Origin of the sequence: Pseudomonas atagonensis, from assembly GCF_011369485.1 — a bacterium.
Taxonomy (GTDB): domain Bacteria; phylum Pseudomonadota; class Gammaproteobacteria; order Pseudomonadales; family Pseudomonadaceae; genus Aquipseudomonas; species Aquipseudomonas atagonensis.
Window position 1 is genome coordinate 57,981 of sequence record NZ_VXCA01000007.1, and the last position, 22,720, is coordinate 80,700.

At 60.4% G+C, this 22,720-nt stretch carries 18 protein-coding genes; 7 read left to right on the forward strand and 11 right to left on the reverse strand.

From position 1 onward, the window contains the following. Positions 1–100 precede the first annotated feature (100 nt). On the forward strand, positions 101–4,798 hold the full coding sequence (locus F2P67_RS05130) for a DUF4329 domain-containing protein (RefSeq protein ID WP_166218170.1): 4,698 nt from the start codon (positions 101–103) through the stop codon (positions 4,796–4,798). An 88-nt stretch (positions 4,799–4,886) separates the two neighbouring features. Here F2P67_RS05130 and F2P67_RS05135 read toward each other — a convergent pair whose 3' ends face one another. From F2P67_RS05135 to cbiE, 11 genes are all read right to left on the reverse strand, one after another. Further along, the gene (locus tag F2P67_RS05135; RefSeq protein ID WP_166218173.1) at positions 4,887–7,010 is read right to left on the reverse strand and encodes a TonB-dependent receptor; all 2,124 of its coding nucleotides are present in this window, start codon (positions 7,008–7,010) and stop codon (positions 4,887–4,889) included. Between the two features lie 150 nt (positions 7,011–7,160). After that, the gene (locus F2P67_RS05140; RefSeq protein ID WP_166218176.1) at positions 7,161–8,540 is read right to left on the reverse strand and encodes a PepSY-associated TM helix domain-containing protein; all 1,380 of its coding nucleotides are present in this window, start codon (positions 8,538–8,540) and stop codon (positions 7,161–7,163) included. 80 nt (positions 8,541–8,620) lie between these two features. Then, entirely contained in the window at positions 8,621–10,741 is a 2,121-nt protein-coding gene (locus F2P67_RS05145; protein ID WP_166218179.1) for a TonB-dependent copper receptor, read from the reverse strand. A gap of 84 nt (positions 10,742–10,825) precedes the next feature. Then, complete coding sequence (locus tag F2P67_RS05150) at positions 10,826–11,272, reverse strand: DUF2946 domain-containing protein (RefSeq protein WP_166218182.1); 447 nt, start codon at positions 11,270–11,272, stop codon at positions 10,826–10,828. Positions 11,273–11,293: 21 nt separating this feature from the next. Then, positions 11,294–11,773: a copper chaperone PCu(A)C gene (locus F2P67_RS05155; RefSeq protein WP_166218184.1), complete on the reverse strand. Its 480-nt coding sequence runs from the start codon at positions 11,771–11,773 to the stop codon at positions 11,294–11,296. Between the two features lie 48 nt (positions 11,774–11,821). Further along, positions 11,822–12,220, reverse strand: a complete 399-nt coding sequence (locus F2P67_RS05160) for a DUF2946 domain-containing protein (protein WP_166218187.1) — start codon at positions 12,218–12,220, stop codon at positions 11,822–11,824. Between the two features lie 97 nt (positions 12,221–12,317). Next, entirely contained in the window at positions 12,318–12,608 is a 291-nt protein-coding gene (locus tag F2P67_RS05165) for an addiction module antidote protein (RefSeq protein ID WP_007914567.1), read from the reverse strand. 3 nt (positions 12,609–12,611) lie between these two features. Beyond that, the gene (locus tag F2P67_RS05170) at positions 12,612–12,914 is read right to left on the reverse strand and encodes a type II toxin-antitoxin system RelE/ParE family toxin (protein WP_166218190.1); all 303 of its coding nucleotides are present in this window, start codon (positions 12,912–12,914) and stop codon (positions 12,612–12,614) included. A gap of 159 nt (positions 12,915–13,073) precedes the next feature. After that, entirely contained in the window at positions 13,074–13,802 is a 729-nt protein-coding gene (locus tag F2P67_RS05175; RefSeq protein WP_166218193.1) for a cobalt-precorrin-6A reductase, read from the reverse strand. Next, entirely contained in the window at positions 13,799–14,896 is a 1,098-nt protein-coding gene (locus F2P67_RS05180; protein WP_166218195.1) for a cobalt-precorrin-5B (C(1))-methyltransferase, read from the reverse strand. The genes F2P67_RS05175 and F2P67_RS05180 overlap by 4 nt, the downstream gene beginning before the upstream one ends. After that, positions 14,889–16,100 carry a precorrin-6y C5,15-methyltransferase (decarboxylating) subunit CbiE gene (cbiE, locus tag F2P67_RS05185; RefSeq protein ID WP_166218198.1) on the reverse strand — a complete coding sequence of 404 codons (1,212 nt, stop codon included), beginning with the start codon at positions 16,098–16,100 and terminating at the stop codon, positions 14,889–14,891. Before cbiE ends, F2P67_RS05180 begins: the two co-directional genes overlap by 8 nt. A gap of 131 nt (positions 16,101–16,231) precedes the next feature. On the opposite strand from cbiE, the gene cobG reads away from it, so the two are divergent. From cobG to F2P67_RS05215, 6 genes are all read left to right on the forward strand, one after another. Further along, positions 16,232–17,530 (forward strand): precorrin-3B synthase, encoded by a 1,299-nt coding sequence (cobG, locus tag F2P67_RS05190; RefSeq protein ID WP_166218201.1) that lies wholly within the window; start codon positions 16,232–16,234, stop codon positions 17,528–17,530. Next, the gene (locus tag F2P67_RS05195; protein WP_166218204.1) at positions 17,523–18,149 is read left to right on the forward strand and encodes a precorrin-8X methylmutase; all 627 of its coding nucleotides are present in this window, start codon (positions 17,523–17,525) and stop codon (positions 18,147–18,149) included. The genes cobG and F2P67_RS05195 overlap by 8 nt, the downstream gene beginning before the upstream one ends. Then, complete coding sequence (locus tag F2P67_RS05200; protein ID WP_425511014.1) at positions 18,146–18,880, forward strand: precorrin-2 C(20)-methyltransferase; 735 nt, start codon at positions 18,146–18,148, stop codon at positions 18,878–18,880. Before F2P67_RS05195 ends, F2P67_RS05200 begins: the two co-directional genes overlap by 4 nt. Beyond that, positions 18,880–20,580: a precorrin-3B C(17)-methyltransferase gene (gene cobJ / locus F2P67_RS05205; protein WP_166218207.1), complete on the forward strand. Its 1,701-nt coding sequence runs from the start codon at positions 18,880–18,882 to the stop codon at positions 20,578–20,580. Before F2P67_RS05200 ends, cobJ begins: the two co-directional genes overlap by 1 nt. Before the next feature lie 397 nt (positions 20,581–20,977). Then, positions 20,978–21,757: a hypothetical protein gene (locus tag F2P67_RS05210; protein WP_166218210.1), complete on the forward strand. Its 780-nt coding sequence runs from the start codon at positions 20,978–20,980 to the stop codon at positions 21,755–21,757. Between the two features lie 121 nt (positions 21,758–21,878). Continuing rightward, complete coding sequence (locus F2P67_RS05215; RefSeq protein ID WP_166218213.1) at positions 21,879–22,688, forward strand: hypothetical protein; 810 nt, start codon at positions 21,879–21,881, stop codon at positions 22,686–22,688. Positions 22,689–22,720 lie beyond the last annotated feature (32 nt).

The following is a 22,720-nucleotide window of genomic DNA, read 5'->3' on the forward strand; positions in this document are numbered from 1 at the left end:
TGGATACAGAAACGATAGATATGTACCGCTGATCAACCGGCCTGCGACCACACACTCGTTGGACTGATAGCCCATTCTCTCCAACAGCAGGTTTTCAATCATGAGTGATCAAACAGGCCGCGATACCCGCGCCGCTGAAGCGTCCAGACCCAGACTGCCGAGGCTGAGCCCGGGATTCCTGACCGAAGAGGACGCCGCGCATTGGGTGCAAACCTATCTTCCGGCAAACGCCGATCGTGAATACGCCAGTGTGATCGTGCGTCTTGCGGACGGTGAGTTCGCCGCCACCCGGCCGGTGCCCGGCGACGGCGATGGATTTGATTTCAGGACAATTCTCGAAGTCGATTCGGCGGGTAATTTTCTGCAGCCCAAGGGCGCGACGTGCGTGGCCAGCGTCCGCTCACATCCTCCCGTTCAGGACACGTCTCGTGAGGTCCAGGCTGGCGTCGACAAACCGGCCCTCGGCCTGTTCATCAACTTTTTCTCCGACACGGATTTCATCGCCAACGTCGCGCAACGGGATTTTTTCCGACGTAGCTATTTGTGCGTAGCCGACGGCAGCCTGCTCAGCTACACGCCGAGCGGATCGCAGGATGAACTCGACTACTACCTCTGGCTCAAGGCCGGCGCACCGCGTGAGCATCCACTCGCCGTGTACGGAGTGGAGAACGTGATCAAGAAGGTCGCGACGGTGGGCGAACTGCGCGTCATCGTCTCCAGTGCCGACTGGCGCGGTGCGCTGGGAACGGTGCCGCCGGACTGGCGTCCGGGCCTGATGTTCGGCAAAGGCGTGGTCACTGGGCTGCCGCTGATGACGCGCATTTGCGCCAGCGCCGGGCAAGCGGTGCAAGCGGCGTTGACGAGACGCAGTGCGCGCACTTCAGGGTTGGTACTGAAGAAGGTCGGAACCAACGAATACGTGGCGACACAACCGCGCCCGGCGGGCACCTCGCCATGGGAGCCGGGCACCTACTTTGCGCGCCGTGACGACGGTCATTTCATACTGCCGGACGGTTATGCGCTGGATGGTTTTTACTACGGCTCGCGACCGGATCCGTATAAGTTTCCACGGCACCAGCCATGGCTCTACGAGAACTTCTTCACCCCCGCTGAAGTCGCGTTCGCGATTGCCTGTTCTCATCAACACAGATTGCTGGCCGCTCCGTTCGCTTCGTTGTCTCTGTACATGCTCGCCACGGATGCGGCGATCCTGAAGTACACCTTCAGTGATTCCAGACTGGAGCGGGCGCTGAGCATCAAGAATCCTGACGGCACGATTGGCGACGGTGGCTTGCAGGCGAAACTCCACAGCGGCGTACTCAGACCACGGGAGTTCGTTTCAGTCGTGGCGGCGGCCGGTCAGCTGGAAGTTCTGCGGGCAAGCCGTCTGTGGGATCGGCTCGGCGCGGTGACCATCGAATGGCAGCCCTACGCCGGCTATCCCTGGCCGGCCATGGGTCCGACCTTTCTGTCTGCCGATGACGCTGCGCGTTATGCCCACGAGAAAATCGCTCAGCGCCGTGATCGCGAATACGCGGGATACATCTTCCAGCGCGAAGACCTGCGCTTTACCGTCACCGAACCGCTTCAGGGTGGCGTCGAAGAGAATCGTCGCCGACACCTTTTTCCGCAGGATAACCATGGCAATCCGGTGTTCCCCGACGGGCATGATTTGCGCGGGCGTTACGTCTCGCACAAAGCCCTGTCGACCCTTGATTCAGCGGACGTAGAACGGCGCAAATGGTCGCGCGAGGACGCTGCGCTGAGTCTGCAAATGTTCAGCGTCGAAGAGATCCGGCGCGCTCTGCTGGATGACACGCCGTTGTACCTGTCAGGCGCGCCACACAGCCTGGTACGGTTTCAGGCAGCCAATGTCGAGGCGCTGGAGCAGCGCTTGGGTACGGCGCAAGAACCCGGCCCGTTGGCGCTCGCGCTGGAGTCGGGAGCCAGCCTGCCCAGTGACTTCATCCGCGAAGTGGCGGCAGCCGGCCAGTTGTTCAATCTGCTCAACAACGCACTGTGGGGTGCGCGAGGATTGATCTCCCCGACATGGTCTGTCGCCACCGGGCCGTGGCAATGGCAGCGACCTGAACACGTCGCGTTCGGCGCGATTTTCTCTACGGCCGACGACGCGGCGCAGGATCGCTATTTCCACGACGAACGTCTGCATGACGAAGAGAAGGCCTGGTTCGGCTTCATCCTCAAACACCGTGATCGCGAGGAGTACGTGGCCAGTGAACTGGTGCCGGTCAGCAAGGACAAGAACAATGTGTTCCAGCCTCAGGCGCTGTTCGGTGTGGCCCGTCAGGCGCCGTGGCTGCAGTACCCGGAAGGCTTCAGTCGACAGGCGTTCTTCTATTCGCGGCAACGGGTCAAACATCTGCTTGCTGGCACATCGGCTTCCTGGCTGTCGCAAAATTTCATCGAGCCGGACGACCTGTACATCGCCATCTATTACTCACAACGGCGCCCGGTCATCGAACCCTGGTCGGATCAGCAGATCCCGCTGTTCATCTCCACGCAGGACGGTGCACTCCTGCGTTACCAACGACGCGTCGCCAGCAAGCTGTTCGATAACGACACGCCCAACATGGGCCTGGAAGACATCAAGAACCATTTGGGAAGCGGCAATCTGCGGCCGGAGGACTTCGTCAAACTGGTCGCTAATAGCGGTGAGCTGACGGTGCTGCGCACGAGCCTGTGCTGGGACCGTTCTGCCCCGGTCGATCCGACATGGCGGCCGTCGATGAACATCGAGCGTCGCTGGCTCGGGCCGGCCTTTCATGAGCAGGACGACGCGGTGATCGAGGCCCGTTCGCGATTGCCCGATCATCCGCAGAAAATCTTTGGCGGCGTGGTGTTGAAGCGCGCCGATGGTCTTTTTGTGGCCAGCGATCCGGTCGAAGTACCGCAGGAAGACTTCGATGTAAAACTGATTTTTCCTGACGAGAGCCTGCAAGCCGGGCTGTTTCCGCAGGATTGCACAGTGGTCGCGCGTTACCGTTCGCGGGTGGCGGCAGAGTTGCCGGTGGTGTTCTCCCACACCGAGAAGCAGGTGTACCTGAACATGTTGTCGGTCGACACCCTGTACTCGTCATTTTCGTTGCCGGACAACTTGCGCAAGATCGAGTACCTGTTCGCACCGGACGGTTCGCTGATCCGTTATGAAGCCGGGCTCTGGAGTCGTTTGCGCGCTGACCTGGCCAATGCCCTGAATGATTTCAAAAGCCTGCCAGCCGATCTCGACGGCAAGAAGGTCAAGCAGCAGATTTACAGCGGCGCTTTGCAGCCCAGCGTCTGGGTCAACCTTTTGGCCAGGGCCGGTTATTTGCAGGTCGTGAGCGGTAGCCGGTTGTGGGGCGCGCGTGGCGCGGTCAGTGTCTGGCAACCCTTTGCGCCGGCTGCTTCCGCCGAGCAGACGCAGGTGGCGCCGGTGTGCAGTCCGGTTTTTGTTCAGGATGACGCGGCTGCCTGCCATGTGCACAGACTGTCCCAGGAACGAGATAGCCTGACTGTCGGCCTTATTCTTTCGAATGAACGCGAGGGTCTTTTCATCGCCACGCTGCCCGTGGAGGCGCAGGACTCGCCCATGGTTTCCGAACGCGTATTCCTTGCCGGAAAATTGCCGACCGGGTTTGCCCTGCATGCGCTGTATGCGCGCGTTGCGAACGTTTTGCCGAGCGCGCCAAGTGACGATTTTCGACGGTTTTTTCCAGCGCCGATGGTGGTTCACCGGTTGTGCGAGGCGGCGTATACCCCGCAAGGATACAAACCGGTGTTTTTCTCCTGCGCCGATGGCGCGTTGTTGCGCTTCGATATGTCTCCCTTTGAACCGGGCGAGTTTACTGACCCCCACGGCCAGGTGGAGATACGGCCAAATCAGTTCGCCTCATTGCAGCAGGCAAGCAAGGATGAAAGTGACCTGACGCGGGGGCGCTTCGATCCGGTGGAATACGTTCGGCGCATGGCCCGGGCCGGCAAACTGGAAGTCATATTGGGCAGCGCTTATTGGTCACGTCACGGCGTGCTCGGCAAGGACTGGCAGCCGCACATGGCGGACGTGACTGCCGATGAACGCTGGGCGGCCAGACCGGTGCCGGCGCTGGGACCGGTCTTCCATCATGCTGACGACGCCGCTCGTTATGCCCAGCAGCGAGCAGGCCGTGACTTTGCGGTCGGCAGCGGTTTCGAGAGCGCGATACTCGCGCGCGCACCCAGGTTGCTTGATCGAACGCCGCGATTCGTTGCGCTCGAACCCTTGGCCAGCAGCGCCTCCGGTGCCAGCCCGGTCAGCCGGATTTTCCGTCCGGCACAGGATCCTTCGATCAACTTTCGTAATCCGGCGCCACGCTATCCGGACGGCTACACGCTGGTGGCAAGCCATCAGCTGTACCTGTCCGGCAACACCACGCTTGCCGCAGATGATGAACAGGTGCATGCGAATTTCGCCGCGCCGTTCATGGTGCGTGCGCATACCCACGATCTCAAAGACAAAGGCTTCGATATCAAGGATTACTACTACTCGACCCCTTACGGCGTGCTGATCCGGTACAGCCCCGGGTACACGCAAGCCGAACGGGAATTGTTGCGGAGCAAACAGGTGGAGTTCAGCGGCGGCAAATGGGTGACTCGCCTGTCACCGGCACAGTTCATTTCCCGGCTCGTTGAGCTGGAAGAATTTCGTGTGCTGATCGCCGGGCCGTACTGGAAGCAGTCGGGTCGCATCGGTTCCACGTGGCGATCTCGACGCAAACTGCCGGCACAACTTGGTGTGATCAAACGACGAGAAGAGCTGTAGGGTTCTGCCGTTTACGCGAGCAAGTTTGCTGACACAGGTTTTGCGTCGTCCCTGTGTTGGCGGGCTTGCTCGCGAAGAGGCCTATCAATCAAAAGGTGTAGTCAGCGGTGACGAAGAATGACCTTGGTTCGCCGAGAATCCATTGCTGCCCCTCGTTGTATTGACTCTGCGCGTACTGGCGGTCGAACAGGTTGTTCACCTGCAGACCCAGCGTGGTGTTGCGCAGTGCCCGCCACGACAGGGTCGCGTCGACAACGGTGTAACTCGGTAGCTCGTTGCGGTTGGCCAGGTCGGCATAACGGGCATCGACATAACGCACCCCGGCGCCAGCCTTGAGGTCATCGTTGATGGCTTTGCTCAGCCACAGGTTGGCGGTGCGTCGAGGCACGTCCACCGGGCGGTTGCCGTTGTACGAGAGGGTCTGGCCGTTGACCACCTCGGAGAAGTCGTCGTATTTGGCTTTGACGATTGCCGCGTTGGCTTGCAGTTGCCAGGCGTGCGGCAGTTGCAGATTGAGGCTGGCTTCCAGGCCATTGGATGATTGCTGGCCGACCTGCTGCTTGAGCGTCGGGTTGCCCGGATCGTCCGTCAGCAGCTTCTTCTTGACGATGCGATAGGCCGCCAGTGTGAACTCACCGCGCTGATCCCAGAACAGTTGCTTGAGGCCGACTTCGGTCTGGCGCGCCGTCGACAAGTCGTATTGCTGCTGGCTCGGGCTCAGAGAGATCAGGCCGCCGATGCCGTCGGTACTGGTCGCGATCTGACCGTAGAGCGATGTCTGTGGCGTCAGCGCAAATACCAGGCCGGCCTTCCAGTTGTTGCCGGTCAGGGTCTTGTCGCTCTGGCTGTCGTCGACCAGATTGGTGCGGTCGACATGCACGTAATCGCGACGTACGCCGGTCACCAGCGACCAGCGCTCGCTCAGTTGTGTGCGGTTTTCGGCAAACACCGACATCTGTCTGGTGGTGCTGTCGAACTGGTCGCGGTACGGATTGCTGCTCTCGAAATAGCCGTTTTGCGGGTGATGCAGATCCAGCGGTTGGCCATTCGGCAAGACGTCGTTGAACGGCGAGTTGCTGTCGAGCTGGAAACGGATGCGGTTGTAATCGACACCGCTGACGGTCTGGCTGTCGAGGCCGAACAGCGAGTGTTTGAAGGTGAAGGTCTGCCGGTCCCCGACCTGTTCCTGTGTGTGACCGATGCCGAAATAACCACTGCGGCTCAGCTGTTGTGTGGTGGCATTGAAGTTGTAGTTCTCGGCGTTCTGCCAGCGGCGTTGGGCCTTGAGGTAGTACAGCTCATTGCTGGCGCTGACCGCATCGTTGATCTGCCAGTCGCTGGTCAGGCGCGTCCATTGATCGTTGTAGTGTTGTTTGTCGTCGCGCACGTTGTAGTTCTTGTTGCGCAGGCTGTCCTTCAACTGGCCGTTGATCAGCGGTGTGCCGAAGTAGTTTTGCGGGCGCTGGTCGCCGTAGTCGTGGGCGAGGGTGAAGGCCAGGTCGTCAGTGGCCTGCCAGCGCAGGGCGGCACTGATGAAGTCGCTGGACAAATCGCCGCGATCAATCCAGCCGTGGCTGCGCAGGCGATTGAGGTTGAGGCGATAGCTGAGGGTATCGGTCAGCGAGCCGCCGCTGTCGAAGGCCTGTTGCTGACGATCGTACGAGCCGTAACCGAGGCGCATGTGGTTTTCGATCTCGCCTTCGAACGGTTTCTTCGGAATTACGTTGACCACCGCACCGGTCGCGCCTTCGCCATACAACACCGAGGCCGGGCCGCGCAGCACATCGACGCGATCCACCGACCAGGTGTCGACCGGGAAAGTGACGGTGCCCATGCCGGTGTACATGCGGTTGCCGTCATACAGCTGCATCACCGAACTCTGCCCGGTAAAACCTCGTGCCTGCAACGACGTACCGCCATCGCCCGGCGTGCCGGTGCGGCTGATGCCGGTGCTGCGCGATATCGCGTCCTGCACGTTTTGATCGCCACGGGCACGGACTTGCTCGCCACTGAGGCTTTCGACGCTGGCCGGGGTTTCCATCGCGCTGAGACTCAGGCGCGAACCGGCGGTGGTCGGTGTAGTCAGGCTGACGTTTTTATCGTCAACGGCCTGGGCTGTAATGGTGCCGGTGGGCAGCGTCAGCGGCGTGTTGTCGGCGTGGGCATTGTTCAAGGCGAGCAGGCAGAGGCTGGACAAGAGGTACTTGTTCATCAGACGGTGGATCACTTCTTCAAAATAAAATGCCCGCAGCTTTTGGCCGCGGGCAGAAGGGCAAATTTGCGTCAGGCAGCAACACTAAAAATGACCGGCGTATGAGTCCGGCAGTTTAGCGAGCTGTCTAAAACGCGCATCTCGCCTGATTCATGATGAAGTTGAGGCAGATTCAGGTTGGCGACCCAACCGCGACAGCAACAGCCGGTCGAGCCCCCATACCACCACCAGCGAAGCCCCCACCAGCGGGAACACCACCGCCAGTGCGAGCATGATCACCACGCCGGTTTTCCATTTCGGCAAGTCATGCCGCAGCGGAGGTACGCCGAACTTGCCCTGCGGCCGACGCTTCCACCAGATCACCACGCCGCTGACGGCGCTGAGCAGAATCATCAGACAGATCAGCAGCACGACGATTTGATTGAAGGTGCCGAACATCTTGCCTTCGTGGAGCATCACACCGATTTCCGTGGCCCGGGCGACGGCGCCGTACTGTTCGAAGCGCACGTCGGCGAGGACTTTGCCGGTGTACTGATCGACATGCAGGGTGGCGTCGTTGCGTGGATCGTCGGCGAACACGGCGATGGTGAAAACACCGGTGGCGGTGGTGGGCAGGGTGATGCTGTAGCCCTGTTCGACCTTGCGCTGCAGGGCGATATTTTGCACGTCCTGCAGGCTGATGGCTGGCGCCGCAGGGCCGGCATTGGCGCCCATGTGGGCCATGTGTTCGGCGTGATCGCCAGACATCGGCATTGGCGTGTTTTCCATCGCCCACGGCACGGTCTGGCGCGTGGCGCTGTTGAGGCTGCGGGCCTCGACGTCGGAGGTCGGTACGTTGTCCCACATCGCAGCCGGGAACACGTTCCACACCTGGGCGTACTGCTTGCCCCAGAACCCGGTCCAGGTCATGCCGCTGAGCAGCATCACCAGCAGTAATGCCGCGCCCCAGAACCCGGTGACTGCGTGCAGATCCCGCCACAGCACTCGACCGTGACTGTTCAGGCGTGGCCACAGAATCCCCGCAGCCTGGCCGCGTGGCCACCACAGGAAAACCCCGGACACCACCAGCACCACACCCCAACCGGCGGCCATTTCGATGAGGCGGTCGCCGACCGTGCCGATCATCAATTCGCCGTGGATGGCGCGAGCGATGGCTTGCAGGTTCTGCTTGGCATCCTGCTCGCCGAGGATGTCGCCGTGGTACGGATCGACGAACACATTGAGTTCGTGCTCCGCATTTTTCACAACGAATTGCGCGCTGCGTTCGGCGCTCACCGGCGGCAGGTATTGGGTAATCTGACCCTGTGGATAAGCGCTTTTCACCCGCTGCAACAAGTCGTCCGCCGACACCGTGTGATGCCCGGCCGGAACGTTGAGCAGGCTGCTGTACATCAGCGAATCGAGTTGCGGTTTGAACAGATAAATGATGCCGGTCAGGGCCAGCATCACCATGAATGGCGCGACGAACAATCCGGCATAGAAATGCCAACGCCAGGCCAGGTTGTAGAAATTCGGTTTGGGCTGTTTCATCACGAGTGCTCCGCTTGGCTTGGATCTTCTAGTTGTCTGTTGCCACTCGCTCCCTCAAGGGGAGCGAGTGCCCTTGAGGGTTAGAAACTCATGTCCACCTTGGTCCAGAGCGTGCGCCCCGGCTCATTGATGGCTTGCGGGTCGTTGGCCGGGTAACCGAACCCGGCGTTGCCCGCCAGGTTGAGGTGTTCGGCGTAAGCCTTGCCGAACAGGTTGTCGACGCCGGTACTGACCTTCCAGTTCTTGTTGATCCGGTAGGCACCGTTGAGCGAGAACACGCCGAAGCCCGAGCTCTTGTCGTAATCCTTGCCGACCACGTTGCCTTTGTTCTGGTCGATACGGTTTTGCGCGGCAACCACCCTCCACAGTGCGCCCGCGCTCCAGTTGTCTTCGCTGTAGGTCAGGCCGAAACGTGCATCCAGTGGCGGCATCTGCGGCAGTGCCTTGCCGTCGCTGCTGTTCTTGCCCCAGGCATAGGCCAGGGTCGCATCGGCTTTCCAGTGGTCGGTGAGTTTGTAGGCTGCACCGAGTTCACCGCCCATGATTCGCGCGTCGATGTTTTCGGCGCGGGAGGTGCTCATGCCCATCATCGTCGGGGTGTAGTCGAACAGGATGTAGTCGCGCACCACGCCGATGTAGCCCGAGGCCCAGGCTTCGAGGTCGGCGTCCTTGTAGTTCACGCCGAAGTCGAACTGGGTGGTTTTTTCCGGCTTGATCGAATCGAACGCATTGACCGAACCGGCCGGGCCGGACTTGGGCGAAAACAGCTCCCAGTAATCCGGAAAACGCTGCGCGTGGCCGAGGCCGGCGTAGAGGGTGGTCGGGCTGTCGGCCAGGTCGTGCTCGTAACGGACGAAGCCGCTCGGCAGAGTGTCGGCACGGGTATCGTCGGCAGTCGGGTTCGGCCGGGACATCATTCCCGAACCAGTGGTCTGCCGGAAATCCCTGGCCGAGGCGCGGTCGACACGGGCGCCGGTGATCAGCCGGTCGCGATCGGCGGCGTACCAGGTCAGTTCACTAAACACGCCGTAGTTATGGAAGTCGGCGTCCTTGGTGTACGGCTGATCCTTGTAGGTATCGATGCCCATGCCGCTGCGCTGACGGTGCTCGTTGGTCTGCGCATCCAGACCGGTAATCAGCTGAATGTCGGCCCAGCGCCAGGTGGCCTTGATCCGCGCGCCGAGGGTGCGGCGGTCGACGTTGGACGCCATGGGACCGGCCATCATCCCGGTGCCGGACGGCGTGCGCAGGGTGTAGTTGTCCATCACGTGGTCGGCGTAGTTGTAGTAGACCTGCGCTTCGAGCTTCTCCAGCACGTCGGTGATGTTGGATTTCTCGAAACGCAGACCGAGGCTTTCACGCAGGAACTGGGAGCCGTCCATGCCGCGCCCGGCATAACGCGCTTCGCCGTCGCCCTTGCCGGCGGTGAGTTCGATCAGGGTGTCGGCGTCCGGGGTCCAGCCGACCGCGACGTCGCCGTTCCACTTGTCATAGCGCGAGGCGACGATGTCGTTGTTGCCGTCGCGGTAGTCATCGGAATGCGCGGTGTTGCCAATCACCCGCACATAGCCCAATGGCCCGCCGGCAGCGGCGTCGACGACTTTGTCAAAGCGCCCGTGTGAGCCGGCCAGGATGCTTGCGTTGACGCGGGTGCCGAGTTCGCCGAAGTTCTCCGGTTCACGGTCGAACAGCACGGTGCCCGCCGAGGCGCCCGGTCCGTAGAGCACGGTTTGCGGACCTTTGATCACGGTGAGTTTGTCGTAGGTCTCGGGCGAAATGTACGAGGTCGGCGCGTCCATCCGGCCGGGGCAGGCGCCGAGCATCATGCTGCCGTTGGTGAGGATGTTCAGGCGCGAACCGAACATCCCGCGCAGCACCGGATCACCGTTGGTGCCGCCGTTGCGCACCAGGGCGAAGCCGGGAATGGTCTTCAGGTAGTCGCCGCCGTCGCTGGCCGGCACCGGTTGGCGCGGGTCTTTCGGGTTGGTGACGATGGTCAGCGGCGAGCTCGGGGCGATGGCGGTGATCACCGTCGGGCTCACCTCTTCAGCGTGGCCGGCATGCTCATCGGCCAGCACCAGCGGGGACAGCAATACGCCGCAAAGGACGGCGGTGGCGTGCGAGAAACGAATCCGCGATTCGTTCATGGCAAAGGACGCCCGGGCAGCGCCCGAGCGTGGAACAGCAGAAAACCTGGACATGACAATTTCCATCAAACAGTCGTAAACGACACGGCCGGCAGCCTGAAGCTGTCTTCTCTACCGTGTGCAATCAGAGGTGGGTGATTACGCTGCGACAGGCGGGGCGCGGGTACGGGCGCCGGGGAAGAAGGTCTGCCGGGCATGGCCCAGGCGCGGGGAGGGCGGGGTGAACGTGTTGACGTGGGCGATGCTGAACGTGGCGAAAGTGCCGCCGCCGGTCAGTGCCGGGCAGTTGAACAGCAGGCTGCAGTAGCCGCATTTTTCCCACAGCACATGGTGCGAGGATTGCGGCGGGCAGTGTTCGGCGACGGGTTTTGCTGCGTGCCCGGAGTGATCCATTCCGGGCATGTCCATCGACATGTCCATGCTCATTGGCATTGACGTCGAGGCGTGCTGATCCATCGGCATCGACTGAGAAATCAGTGGGCCGATGAAGATCATCAACATGGCGAACAGGGCAATCCAGCTGCCGCGGGTCAGGTGTTCAGTCTGACGGCGTTGCCGGGTTGGCCTGGCGCTCAGCGGGCGCATGGGCGGAGTTTGCCGGTAGGCTTACTGAGCGTGCACGTGAGCCTGTGTGGTTTCCGGTGGCTTCTTCTGCACGGCGACTTCGACGGTGACGTCTCCGGCCTTCTCGAAATGCATCGTCAGCGGAAAGCGTTTTCCATCGGTCAGCAGGCTGCGGTCGGTCGGATTCAGCAGCATCACGTGATAGGCCATCGGTGCAAAGGTCACGTTGCCGCCGGCCGGAATCTCGACGCTGGGCACCTGCTGCATTTTCATCAGGTCGCCCTGCATCACGTGTTCGTGCAGCTCGGCTGTCGGGGCGACGGGCGAATCGACACTGAGCAGGCGATCAGCCGTCTTGCCAGCATTGTGAATGATGAAATACGCGGCGACCGTCGGCGCGTTCGGCGGCAGCTCCTGCGACCACGGGTGGGCGATTTCCAGCTCACCGGCCTTGTATTCGTGAGCATTGGCGAAGCACGCCGGCATCAGCAGCGCGGCGATGACGATAAGTTTGTTCAACATGGCAGTTCTCCAGAACGATTTGAAACGCAGGTCAATTGCGCGAACAAATCAAACCAGAGGAGAAGCACGGGGATTGAGACTCGGCCATTGCTGGCGCGGCGTGGGTGTTTGCAGCAAGGCAGGCGCGACGCTGCGATTGCTTTCATAGCGGGCGAAATACAGCTGTGGCGAATGCCCCGGCAGCGCCACCAATGGCGCCGACCCTGAGCAGCACCAGCAATGCTGCATGTTTGAGTGGCTGTCGCTGGGCGGGATTTTCTGATCGGTGGTGCCGATGTTGATCGCCACCATCTTCGTCCCGCTGCCGGTGCAGAAACTGCTCCAAAGCAATTGTTCGGCCGGTGAATTGGCCGTCTGCGCCATCGCTCCCGTCATCGGCATGGCGAGCATGTTGAACAGCACTGCGAAGCAGGCGATCCAGGCAAATGCGAGCCGGTGTCGGTTCATGGGACAGATCCGTTGGGTGGGCGATCAGGCGCGGCTATTTAGCCTGATCAGGGCCGATAAGTAAAAAAGCGTCGTGCGGTTTGGTGTCGCAGCGCTTTTATAGCGTTACGGCATGCAATCTCAAACCCAATGCCTTCATGACTTTCATGATAGTTGCGAATTCGGGATTGCCAGTGCTGCTCAACGCCTTGTAAAGACTTTCGCGGCCCAAACCTGCGTCCCGTGCTACTTGAGTCATGCCCTGGGCCCGGGCGATGTCATTGAGCGCAGCACGGATCAGAACGCCATCGCCTTCGTCGTCGTCAAAACAGGCGTCCAGATATGCCGCCATGTCCTCGGGAGTTTTGAGGTACTCGGCGGCGTCAAAACGAGCGAATTCTTCGGTCATGATTTACTCCTCATTTCCGATGTTATGTGCCATCTGCACGGCGCGTTTGATGTCTCTCTTTTGTGTCGATTTGTCGCCTCCAATCAGCAGCAGATAAATCACTTCACCTCGACGTGTGAAATACATCCTGTAACCGGGGCCGTAATGAACACGCATTTCATAAACGGTATCACCGACGAACCCGCAGTCGCCGAAGTTGCCATGTTCGGCTGTTTTAATCCTGGAGATGATTCGGCCTTTCCCTTTGATGTCTTTCAAGGAGTCGAGCCATTCGGAAAATAGGCGGGATCGTTCAAAAGCGATCATGTTGGGATCGTATTCCTTGGGATACAAGCTGGCAAGCCGCTTTTCTTGGCTGTCTGCTTGTCTGGATTAAAGGAACCGAAGTATTGAGTGGAGTGTGTGGTTAAAAACAGTCGGCTGCGTCCTCAAAATTCGCAGGCAAATTCGCAGACAAATTTGAAGTCAGGAAAAGTCTGACGCCGTCAGGGCTTTAAGGACGTCAGACGTTGATCCAAACTCCCGATCAACCCCCGCCAACTCCGGCCGCTTCAACACAAGCACCGGCACCCCACGCTCGCGCGCTACTTCCAGCTTCGGCTCGGTGGCGGTGCTGCCGCTGTTCTTGCTGATCAGCACATCAATCTGCCGCCGCTCGAACAGCTCCCGCTCATCCTCAAGCAGAAACGGCCCACGGGCGCCGATCACTTCGCAGCGTTCGTTGCCGGGGTAGACATCCAGGGCGCGCAAGGTCCAGAACTGCTCCACAGGGATTTCGTCGAGGTGTTGCAACGGCTCGCGACCGAGGGTGAACAGCGGGCGGCGAAACGGTTTGAGCGCGACGATCAACTCGGCCCAATCGCTGACTTCGCGCCAGTCATCCCCCGCTTGTGGTTGCCACGCCGGGCGGCGCAGAGCCCAGCAGGGAGTGCCGGTGAGTTGCGCAGCGGAGGCGGCGTTCTGACTGATTTGTGCGGCGTACGGATGGGTGGCGTCGAGCAACAGATCGATGCCTTGGTCACGAATGAATTGCGCCAGACCTTCAGCGCCGCCATAGCCACCGACACGCACCTGACAGGTCAAGTCGCTCGGCACCCGGCCAACTCCGGCCAGGCTGTAAATGTGTTCGTGGCCCAACGTGCGGGCGATGGCCAGCGCTTCAGTCACGCCGCCCAGCAGCAGAATCCGCTTCATTGAAAACCTCCGGCATGACCAACAATTCCACCCTGTCGATCAATCGCAAACACTTCGACCTGAACCTGCGCCGGCACCACGCTGCGAGCGAAATTCAACGCGTGGCGACAGACCTCATCGCCCAGCGCGATCCCCGCAGCACTGGCCATCGCCAATGCCTGCTGGCTGGTGTTGCCCTCACGAATGCCTTGCTGCAAAAGCTCATCAGCGCCAATCGCCGCCGCCCACTGCGCCAGTTGCGGCAAGTCGATGCTCGAATGTCTTGAGTGCAGATCCATGTGCCCGGCCGCGAGTTTGCTGATCTTGCCGAAACCGCCGCACAGGCTCAGCTTGTCCACAGGCACTTTGCGCAAATGCTTGAGTACCGCACCGACGAAATCGCCCATTTCGATCAGGGCAATTTCCGGCAGGTTGTAGACCCGGCGCATGGTGTCTTCACTGGCGTTGCCGGTGCACGCGGCAATGTGCAGATAGCCGTTGGTCTTGGCGACATCAATGCCCTGATGGATCGAGGCGATGTACGCGGCGCAGGAAAACGGCCGGACGATGCCGCTGGTGCCGAGGATCGACAGGCCGCCGAGAATGCCCAGGCGCGGGTTCATGGTTTTCAGCGCCAGCGCTTCGCCGCCCTCGACATTTACCGTGACCTCGAAGCCACCGGCGTAACCCGTCTCGGCCGCCAGCAAGGAGAGGTGATCCGAGATCATCTTGCGCGGCACCGGATTGATCGCCGGCTCACCGACGCCCAGCACAAGCCCGGGGCGGGTTACGGTGCCAACGCCCAGGCCGGCATTGAAACGTATTCCCGGCTCGGGCAGCAGGCGCACCCGCGAATAGAGCAGGGCGCCGTGAGTCACGTCGGGGTCGTCGCCGGCGTCCTTGATGGTTCCGGCCTCGGCGCCATCCTCGGTCAAACGACAGAACTCCAGACGCATCTGCACCTGCTTGCCCTTGGGCAACACAATCTGCACGGCATCGGCGCCAACGCCGCCGAGCAACAGGCGGGCGGCGGCGAGGCTGGTGGCGGTGGCGCAACTGCCAGTGGTCAGACCGCTGCGCAGGGGCGCGGGTTGTTCGGCGGTTTCGTCACGCATCGAGGGGCTTGACCAGATCGAGCAGGGTGATCGGCAACGCCTGGCGCCAAGTGTCAAATTCGCCGAGGGGTTGTGCCTGCGCCACGTGAAGGCGTGTCAGCTCGCCGCCGAAGCGTTCGCGCCAGTTCATCAGGGCCACTTCACTTTGCAGGGTCACGGCGTTGGCCACCAGTCGACCGCCGGGCTTGAGCTGATCCCAGCAACGTTCGAAAACCCCTTCACGGGTCACGCCACCGCCGATGAAAATCGCGTCCGGGCGCTCCAGCCCATCGAGTGCCTGCGGTGCACGGCCGCGAATCAATTGCAGGCCAGGTACGCCCAGGGCATCGCGGTTGTGTTCGATCAGTTGCTGACGACCGTCGTCGGCTTCGATGGCCAGTGCCCGGCAACTCGGGTGCGCGCGCATCCATTCGATACCGATCGAGCCGCTGCCGGCGCCGACATCCCAGAGCAGTTCGCCGGGAGTGGGGGCGAGACGGGCGAGGGTGATCGCGCGTACGTCGCGTTTGGTCAGTTGACCGTCGTGCCGGAATGCCGAGTCGGGCAGCCCGGCGAGGCGCGACAGGCGCGGGATATTCGCGTCGGCGAGGCATTCGATGGCGATGACGTTGAGGTCGGCTATCGGAGCGTCGTCCCAAGCGTTGGCGGTGCGGTCGATCCGCCGCTCGGCACTGCCGCCCAGATGTTCCAGCACGCTCAGGCGACTCGAACCGAAGCCGCGTTCGCGAAGCAATTGCGCGACCGCCGCCGGGCTCTGCCCATCATTGCTTAGCAGCAACAGCCGTACGCCACTGAACAATTGCGCATTGAGTGCCGCCAGCGGTCGGGCGACCAGCGACAGCGTCACCACGTCCTGCAAGGGCCAGCCGAGTCGCGCCGCCGCCAACGAGCAAGAGGACGGAGCAGGGAGGATCAGCATCTCGTCGCTCGGTACCTGGCGTGCAAGGCTGGCACCAACGCCGTAGAACATCGGGTCGCCGCTGGCCAGCACGCAGACAGATTCGCCACGCAGCGCCAGTACGGGCGTGAGGGAAAAAGGACTCGGCCACAATTGCCGTTCACCACGAATACAAACCGGCAACAAGTCCAGTTGACGCTGGCCGCCGACGATCCGCGAGGCGCTCATCAGGGCACGCCGGGCGTTTTTGCCCAGGCCCTTGAAGCCGTCTTCACCGATTCCCACTACCGTCAGCCAGGGTGACATCTATATTCCTCTAAACACGCCGTTCCGACGGGCAGACTTTTCATGCCGCCGGACAAAGCAGGCATAATACCGCGCTTCGCCCGCGAAGCGCCTTTCTCACGCAGCCGGTCAGCCCCTTGAACGAACGCCCGATGTCCACCGCCATACGCCCCTCGGCTTGCCCGGGGTTGCTGCGTATCGTCCAGGCATTGGACGGTGGCATCTGCCGGATCAAGCTCAATGGCGGTTCGATCACGGCGGATCAGGCTGATGCCGTGGCCAATGCCGCCGAACAGTTTGCCGGTGGGGCCATCGAGGCGACCAACCGCGCCAATCTGCAAATCCGCGGCATCGGCGAGCAAAGCGCTGCGCTGATCGACCGTTTGCTCGCAGCGGGGCTCGGGCCACGCAGCGCTGCAGGTGACGATGTGCGCAACCTGATGCTCAGCCCGACAGCCGGGATCGACCCGCAGCTGCGTTTCGACACTCGCGCACTGGCCGGGCAGATTCTCGACACCTTGCAAAGCCATCCGTGCTTTCACCAATTGAGCGCCAAGTTCGCCGTGCAACTGGATGGCGGTGAAGCCCTGGCGATGCTCGAGCATCCGCATGATCTGTGGTTGTCCGCGTTCGAGCGTGAGGGCGAGACGTTGCTGGCGTTCGGCCTGGCCGGTTGCCCGACGGATCGTGCGGTTGGTGCCGTGTCACTGGAAAACGGCCATGCCTTGGTCGTTGCAGTGCTGGAGCTGTTCCTCGAGCTGGCCCGGCCGGAGCAGACGCGCATGCGCCATCTGCTTGATGAGCTGCCGATGCTGGCCTTTCTCGAACAACTGAGAGCGCGCGTGCCGATCAAGGCGATCAGCTATTGGCAGCGGGCGCGAACGGCAGACGATTTGCACATTGGCGCTCATCCGCAAGATACCGGCGATCTGGTGTATGTCGGCGCAGTGCCGCCGCTGGGGCGTCTTGATCCGCTGATGTTGCGCGGCGCAGCGCAGCTGGCCCGACAGTTTGGCGATGGCAGTCTGCGTTTCACGCCGTGGCAAAGTTTGCTGGTGCCGAATGTGAACCCTTCGGATGCTGCGCAAGTGCTGCAAAGTCTTGAGCAGCTCGGCTTGCTGGTTCGAGCAGACGAACCGCTGACGCGCCTCATTGCCTGCACCGGCTTCAGCGGTTGTGGCAAGAGCCTCGCCGATACCAAACACGATGCCCGGCGTCTGGCGGCCTTGTTGCCCTCGGGATGCAGCGTGCACCTTTCCGGTTGCCCGCGCTCTTGCGCCGCCGCGCACTGTGCCCCGGCGACCTTGCTGGCCGTCAGTGCCGGGCATTACGACCTCTATTTTCGCGATGCAGCACTGCCGGGTTTCGGCGCGCTGCACGCACGCAACCTTACTATTGAAGCGGCCGCGACCTTGCTCGACGCCCGCTCCCGGAGCCCCCTTGATGCTTGATTACATCCGCGACGGTCAGGAGATCTATCGCAACTCCTTCGCGATCATTCGCAGCGAGGCCAATCTGGCGCGCATTCCGGCCGATCTGGAAAAACTCGCCGTGCGGGTTATCCACGCCTGCGGCATGGTCGAAGCCGTCGACGGCCTGCAATTCTCCGAGGGCGCGGGCAAGGCCGGGCGCGATGCGCTGGCCGCCGGAGCGCCGATCCTTTGCGATGCGCGCATGGTCTCCGAAGGCGTAACCCGTGCGCGTCTGCCGGCCAACAATGAAGTAATTTGCACGTTGCGCGACGAGAGCGTGCCGGACTTGGCTCGCGAGTTAGGCAATACACGCTCGGCTGCCGCGCTGGAGCTGTGGCGCCCGTATCTGGAAGGCAGCGTGGTGGTGATCGGCAATGCGCCGACCGCACTGTTTTATCTGCTGGAAATGCTTGATGCCGGCGCACCGAAACCGGCGTTGATTCTTGGCTTTCCGGTGGGCTTTGTCGGCGCTGCCGAGTCGAAAGCAGCGCTCGCGGCCGACAGTCGTGGCGTGCCGTTTGTGATCATGCAAGGTCGTCTCGGCGGCAGCGCCATGGCCGCCGCCGCCGTTAACGCACTCGCCACGGAGATCGAATGATGCAGGCCAAGGGACGTTTGATTGGCCTGGGCGTCGGCCCCGGTGATCCGGAACTGATCACCGTCAAGGCTTTGCGCCTGCTGCGTGAGTCGCCGGTGGTGGCGTACTTCGTCGCCAAGGGCAAGAAGGGCAACGCATTCGGCATCATCGAGGCGCACCTGCAGGACGCACAAAATCTGTTGCCGCTGGTGTACCCGGTGACCACCGAAGTGCTGCCGGCACCGCTGTCTTACGAGCAAGTCATCAGCGACTTCTACGACGAAGCCGCCGAGACGGTGGCCGAGCACCTGGATGCCGGTCGCGATGTCGCGGTGATTTGCGAGGGGGATCCGTTCTTCTACGGTTCCTACATGTATCTGCATGATCGCCTGGCCACACGTTACGAAGCCCAGGTCGTGCCGGGCGTGTGCTCGATGCTCGGCGGTGCCTCGGTGCTCGGTGCGCCGCTGGTGTATCGCAATCAGAGCCTGTCGGTACTGTCCGGGGTACTGCCGCATGAAGAACTGAAACGACGTCTGGCCGATGCCGACGCGGCAGTGATCATGAAGCTGGGGCGCAATTTCCCCAAAGTGCGTCAGGTGCTCGAAGAGCTCGGTCTGGCCGAGCGGGCGTTGTACGTCGAACGCGCGACCATGGCCAATCAGAAAATTGTGCCGATCGATGAGGTCGAGCCGATGTCTTCGCCATACTTCTCGCTGATCATCGTGCCCGGCGAACGGTGGCAAGGCTGATGACTCACTCCACTCCCGCCATCGTCATTCTCGGTCAGGGCAGCCTGGCCACGGCACGGCGTATCCAACAGGTTTATCCCGGCGCACAGATTCACGGCCTCAGTGGTCGGGTCGAAGGCGCCGACTGCACCTATCAGGAATTCGGCGCGACCCTGCGCACGCTTTACCAGCAGGACACGCCGATCATTGCCTTGTGCGCCGCCGGTATCGTCATCCGCACGCTGGCGCCGTTGCTTCTGGAAAAGGGCGTCGAGCCACCGGTACTGGCCGTTGCCGAAGACGGTAGCGCCGTGGTGCCGTTGCTCGGAGGGTTGGGCGGTGTGAATGTCATGGCCCGGGAAATCGCGGCCGGGCTTGAAGTCGTTGCGGCGATTACCACCAGCGGTGAATTGCGTTTCGGCACCTGCCTGCTCAATCCGCCGAGTGGTTACGCGTTGGCGGATCTGGAACTGGGCAAGCGCTTTGTTTCCGATCTGCTTGCCGGACACAGCGTGCGCGTCGAAGGTGCGGCGCCGTGGCTGGAGCAGGCGCAGTTGCCGGAAGATCCGCAGGCGCAACGTTCGATTCATGTGGGCAGCGCCGAGCGGCAAGTCAGTGCCAACGAATTGCTGATCTATCCGCGCAGTGTCGCGGTGGCGGTCAATGCCGATTTCGCTGATCTGCCGAACGCCGTTCGCGTGGCATTGCAGCAGGCGCACGTTGCACTGCAATCGCTGGCGTGTCTGCTGGCCGCTGACAGTCAAATGGCCTCGACGAGTTTGCGTGAGGCTGCGCTTGAACTGGGTGTGCCGCTGCGCTTCGTCAGCGCGCAAAATGACCTTGAGGCGCTGGCGACCGTTGCCGTCCCGGCGGCGAAGATCGTGAAGGTGAACAACCTGGCCATTGCGATTGCCGAACAACCGCTGGATGTCGCGAACGTCGGCCGTCCACGCGGTCGTCTGGCGGTAATCGGTCTCGGCCCCGGAGCGGCCGAACTGATGGTTCCCGCCGTCAAGGCCGAACTGGCCCGCGCCACGGACGTACTCGGTTATGAAACCTATGTACGCATGGCCGGCCCGTTCCGTGACGATCAAGTGCAACACTGCACCGACAACCGCGAAGAGATGCAACGTGCTCGTCACGCGTTCAGGCTCGCGGCGCAAGGTCGTTCAGTGATTGTGGTGTCCTCGGGTGATCCCGGTGTGTTTGCCATGGCGGCAGCGGTGCTCGAAGCGCTGCACGAGTCGGATGATCCGGCCTGGCACAGCGTCGATCTGGAAATTCTCCCCGGCGTGTCCGCGTCGCTCGCTACCGCTGCGCAGGCCGGTGCCCCGTTGGGGCATGACTTCTGCGTGATGTCGCTGTCGGACAACCTCAAGCCGTGGTCGATCATTGAAAAGCGCCTTGATCTCGCTGCCGAGGCAGATCTGGCACTGGCCTTCTACAACCCGATCTCCCGGGCACGTCCGTGGCAATTGGGACGGGCGCTTGAAATTGTCGCGCAGCATCGTGCGCCTGCAACACCGGTGGTGTTGGGCCGCGATATCGGTCGTCCGGGACAGACGATGCGCGTCACCACATTGGGCCAACTCACACCCGAGCAGGTCGACATGCGCACCATGGTGCTGGTCGGTTCGTCCACTACCTGCGTATTCCCGCGTCCCGAAGGTGGAAACTGGGTTTATACCCCTCGCTGGTACGGCTTTAAGCCGGCAAGTTGAAATCGCGCGGCCCACAGGTGGGGCCGCCTCTGCGACATCGCATATGCTCAAGGGCGGTAGGGGAATCCCTGATTCTGCGTACCTCTGCGCCCGTACGGCAACCGCTACCAACTGTTTCCATTTTCCAATGAACATCACGACACCGGACTTGACCGTCAGATGTCCGTGGACGTTGTGTAATACATAACTTTAGTCAGTGAACGATCAATACTATTTGCTCGAAGGTGTGAGTAGTTCCAAGGCGTGTGCTTTTGGTTTTTAACATGGCGAATGAATTTAAGTTTGTGTCGGGTTGGTAGTTGTTTGTAGTGTCGATGTTGGTGTTTTGTTTGAGATGGATCATTTTTTTAAAAGGCTCTTAAGGGTTTCCGGATTTAATAATTAAAAGGAATTTTACGTGAGTATTGATGCAAGCAATGTTCCGCCGCTGAATGAACGCCTGGATTTCTTGAGCGAAATTGAACTGAATGTAGCGGCTTCTGCGCGAAGGGTCAGAGCTTTTTCCGCTGATGGGGAGAAGGTAGTGAATGATAAGGCGCAAGGCGCCTTCGTAATGGGAGATACATTCCTGAACTTTATGGGCGGTTTGAGTCGGGGTGAGAAAAAAGCAATTAAAAATAGTATCAGGATTGCCCAGATCATGAGTGATCGGTATGTGAATGAGAAACTTGATCTCACAGCCTGGTTGGACTTGTACATCAGAACACTTAATCATGTAGGTTGGTATACAGAGCGTAAGCCTGGAGAAAATAGGTATTCTGATTTTTCCGGAACTGTCTCCCGGAAAATGATTGAGGTGGTTGAGGCGTTGGGCAATGAGCCCATGCTTAATAATAGCCTGGCAGCTTTTTCGGCGCTGGAAAAACACCCGCTCGGATTGCTGTCCTATGCCAAGGCCACTTTATACGGTAAATCATTTCAAACAGTTCCTGCCGGGCTGGACGATGCCGGTCGAGTGAAGCTTGTTCTAAATCATGCGCGCCTTGAATCCCGGCGACAGGAGGAAAATTTTCTTTTTTTCCAATGGCGTGGCGGGGATGTACTGTTTCGCCATAATTATCTGAGTTTCTATCTGGATAGGGCTGCCTACGCGGAGACCCGTGAAAAAGTAGAAAGTATTCTGGAAGATGATGATATGGATGAAATTGATATGCGGCTGGAACTCATGGATGTATGAGTGAGGTGGCGCTGATTTACTTGTTGAATCGTATTAAGGGTTGATGGGTTTTGAATGATTGTTTAGTTTTGTTCTTGAGTCGGATTTGACTCTATTTTTAAAAATTATATGGATGTAATAAATGAATGATCTGTCCGCTGTAAATATGAATGAAGAAGAGAGTATCGCGTTCATCGAAAAATGCTGTGAGGAAAGTATTGCAGTGTTGCAGGAGATGAAGTCGCCTCGCGGTATCCGTCGCGCAGTCGATCTGCCTGACAAAGACACACTGAATGCTGCAGTGCTTAATTCCACCATGATTGCTTTTCCTGAAGGCATGTCCCGGCGGAACAAGACCATCATCAAGCGCACCTTCCTGTTTGCCGACCTGTCTGCCGAAATCAAGTATCCGAATCAGAAAGACGCCTCCCTGCGTTTGGCCTACATGCTAAGAGGACTGAACGCCATGGGTTGGGCACACTTTGGCAAGCCGGACACCTATGAGGAAACGTCCTCGACAGGCGTAACCATGTCCAATGTAGTGCTGGATATTATCAAGGCTGCAATCGGTGGAGTAGGTGGAACTGTGGGCGCCGCGATGAAGTTGGGCGCGGAGGCCGCTATCAAAGGTCTGGAAGGTAACAAGGAAGCCCTCAAGCTTTACGAAAAGAATGGCAAAAAAGCCGGTGGCTCTAACTTTGGGGTTGCCAGTGCATCTGAAAACAAAGATGAAGATGTTTATTTGGTGGTTGGCGCAATCAGCTATACGATCCAGTCTGGCAATACTCAGATTGCGTTTTTCGACAAGACAACTTCCTCGTCGAGCGTTGCGAAGGGGCATGGGGTTTTTACCATGTATCCGCCTGAAGACTTCACTGCAAAAAAAGAAGCGGCTGCCAACAAGTTCTACGAAGCGGTGGACGCTGCTTTGGAAATGGAATTTGGTTTCTGATTTACTGGGTCGGGCGCGCATCGCGCCCGATC

Coding starts and splice junctions, on each gene's coding strand:
- F2P67_RS05130 (WP_166218170.1), top strand. CDS start 101: ATGAGTGATCAAACAGGCCGCGATACCCGCGCCGCTGAAGCGTCCAGA.
- F2P67_RS05135 (WP_166218173.1), bottom strand. CDS start 7,010: ATGAACAAGTACCTCTTGTCCAGCCTCTGCCTGCTCGCCTTGAACAAT.
- F2P67_RS05140 (WP_166218176.1), bottom strand. CDS start 8,540: ATGAAACAGCCCAAACCGAATTTCTACAACCTGGCCTGGCGTTGGCAT.
- F2P67_RS05145 (WP_166218179.1), bottom strand. CDS start 10,741: ATGTCCAGGTTTTCTGCTGTTCCACGCTCGGGCGCTGCCCGGGCGTCC.
- F2P67_RS05150 (WP_166218182.1), bottom strand. CDS start 11,272: ATGCGCCCGCTGAGCGCCAGGCCAACCCGGCAACGCCGTCAGACTGAA.
- F2P67_RS05155 (WP_166218184.1), bottom strand. CDS start 11,773: ATGTTGAACAAACTTATCGTCATCGCCGCGCTGCTGATGCCGGCGTGC.
- F2P67_RS05160 (WP_166218187.1), bottom strand. CDS start 12,220: ATGAACCGACACCGGCTCGCATTTGCCTGGATCGCCTGCTTCGCAGTG.
- F2P67_RS05165 (WP_007914567.1), bottom strand. CDS start 12,608: ATGACCGAAGAATTCGCTCGTTTTGACGCCGCCGAGTACCTCAAAACT.
- F2P67_RS05170 (WP_166218190.1), bottom strand. CDS start 12,914: ATGATCGCTTTTGAACGATCCCGCCTATTTTCCGAATGGCTCGACTCC.
- F2P67_RS05175 (WP_166218193.1), bottom strand. CDS start 13,802: ATGAAGCGGATTCTGCTGCTGGGCGGCGTGACTGAAGCGCTGGCCATC.
- F2P67_RS05180 (WP_166218195.1), bottom strand. CDS start 14,896: ATGCGTGACGAAACCGCCGAACAACCCGCGCCCCTGCGCAGCGGTCTG.
- cbiE (WP_166218198.1), bottom strand. CDS start 16,100: ATGTCACCCTGGCTGACGGTAGTGGGAATCGGTGAAGACGGCTTCAAG.
- cobG (WP_166218201.1), top strand. CDS start 16,232: ATGTCCACCGCCATACGCCCCTCGGCTTGCCCGGGGTTGCTGCGTATC.
- F2P67_RS05195 (WP_166218204.1), top strand. CDS start 17,523: ATGCTTGATTACATCCGCGACGGTCAGGAGATCTATCGCAACTCCTTC.
- F2P67_RS05200 (WP_425511014.1), top strand. CDS start 18,146: ATGATGCAGGCCAAGGGACGTTTGATTGGCCTGGGCGTCGGCCCCGGT.
- cobJ (WP_166218207.1), top strand. CDS start 18,880: ATGACTCACTCCACTCCCGCCATCGTCATTCTCGGTCAGGGCAGCCTG.
- F2P67_RS05215 (WP_166218213.1), top strand. CDS start 21,879: ATGAATGATCTGTCCGCTGTAAATATGAATGAAGAAGAGAGTATCGCG.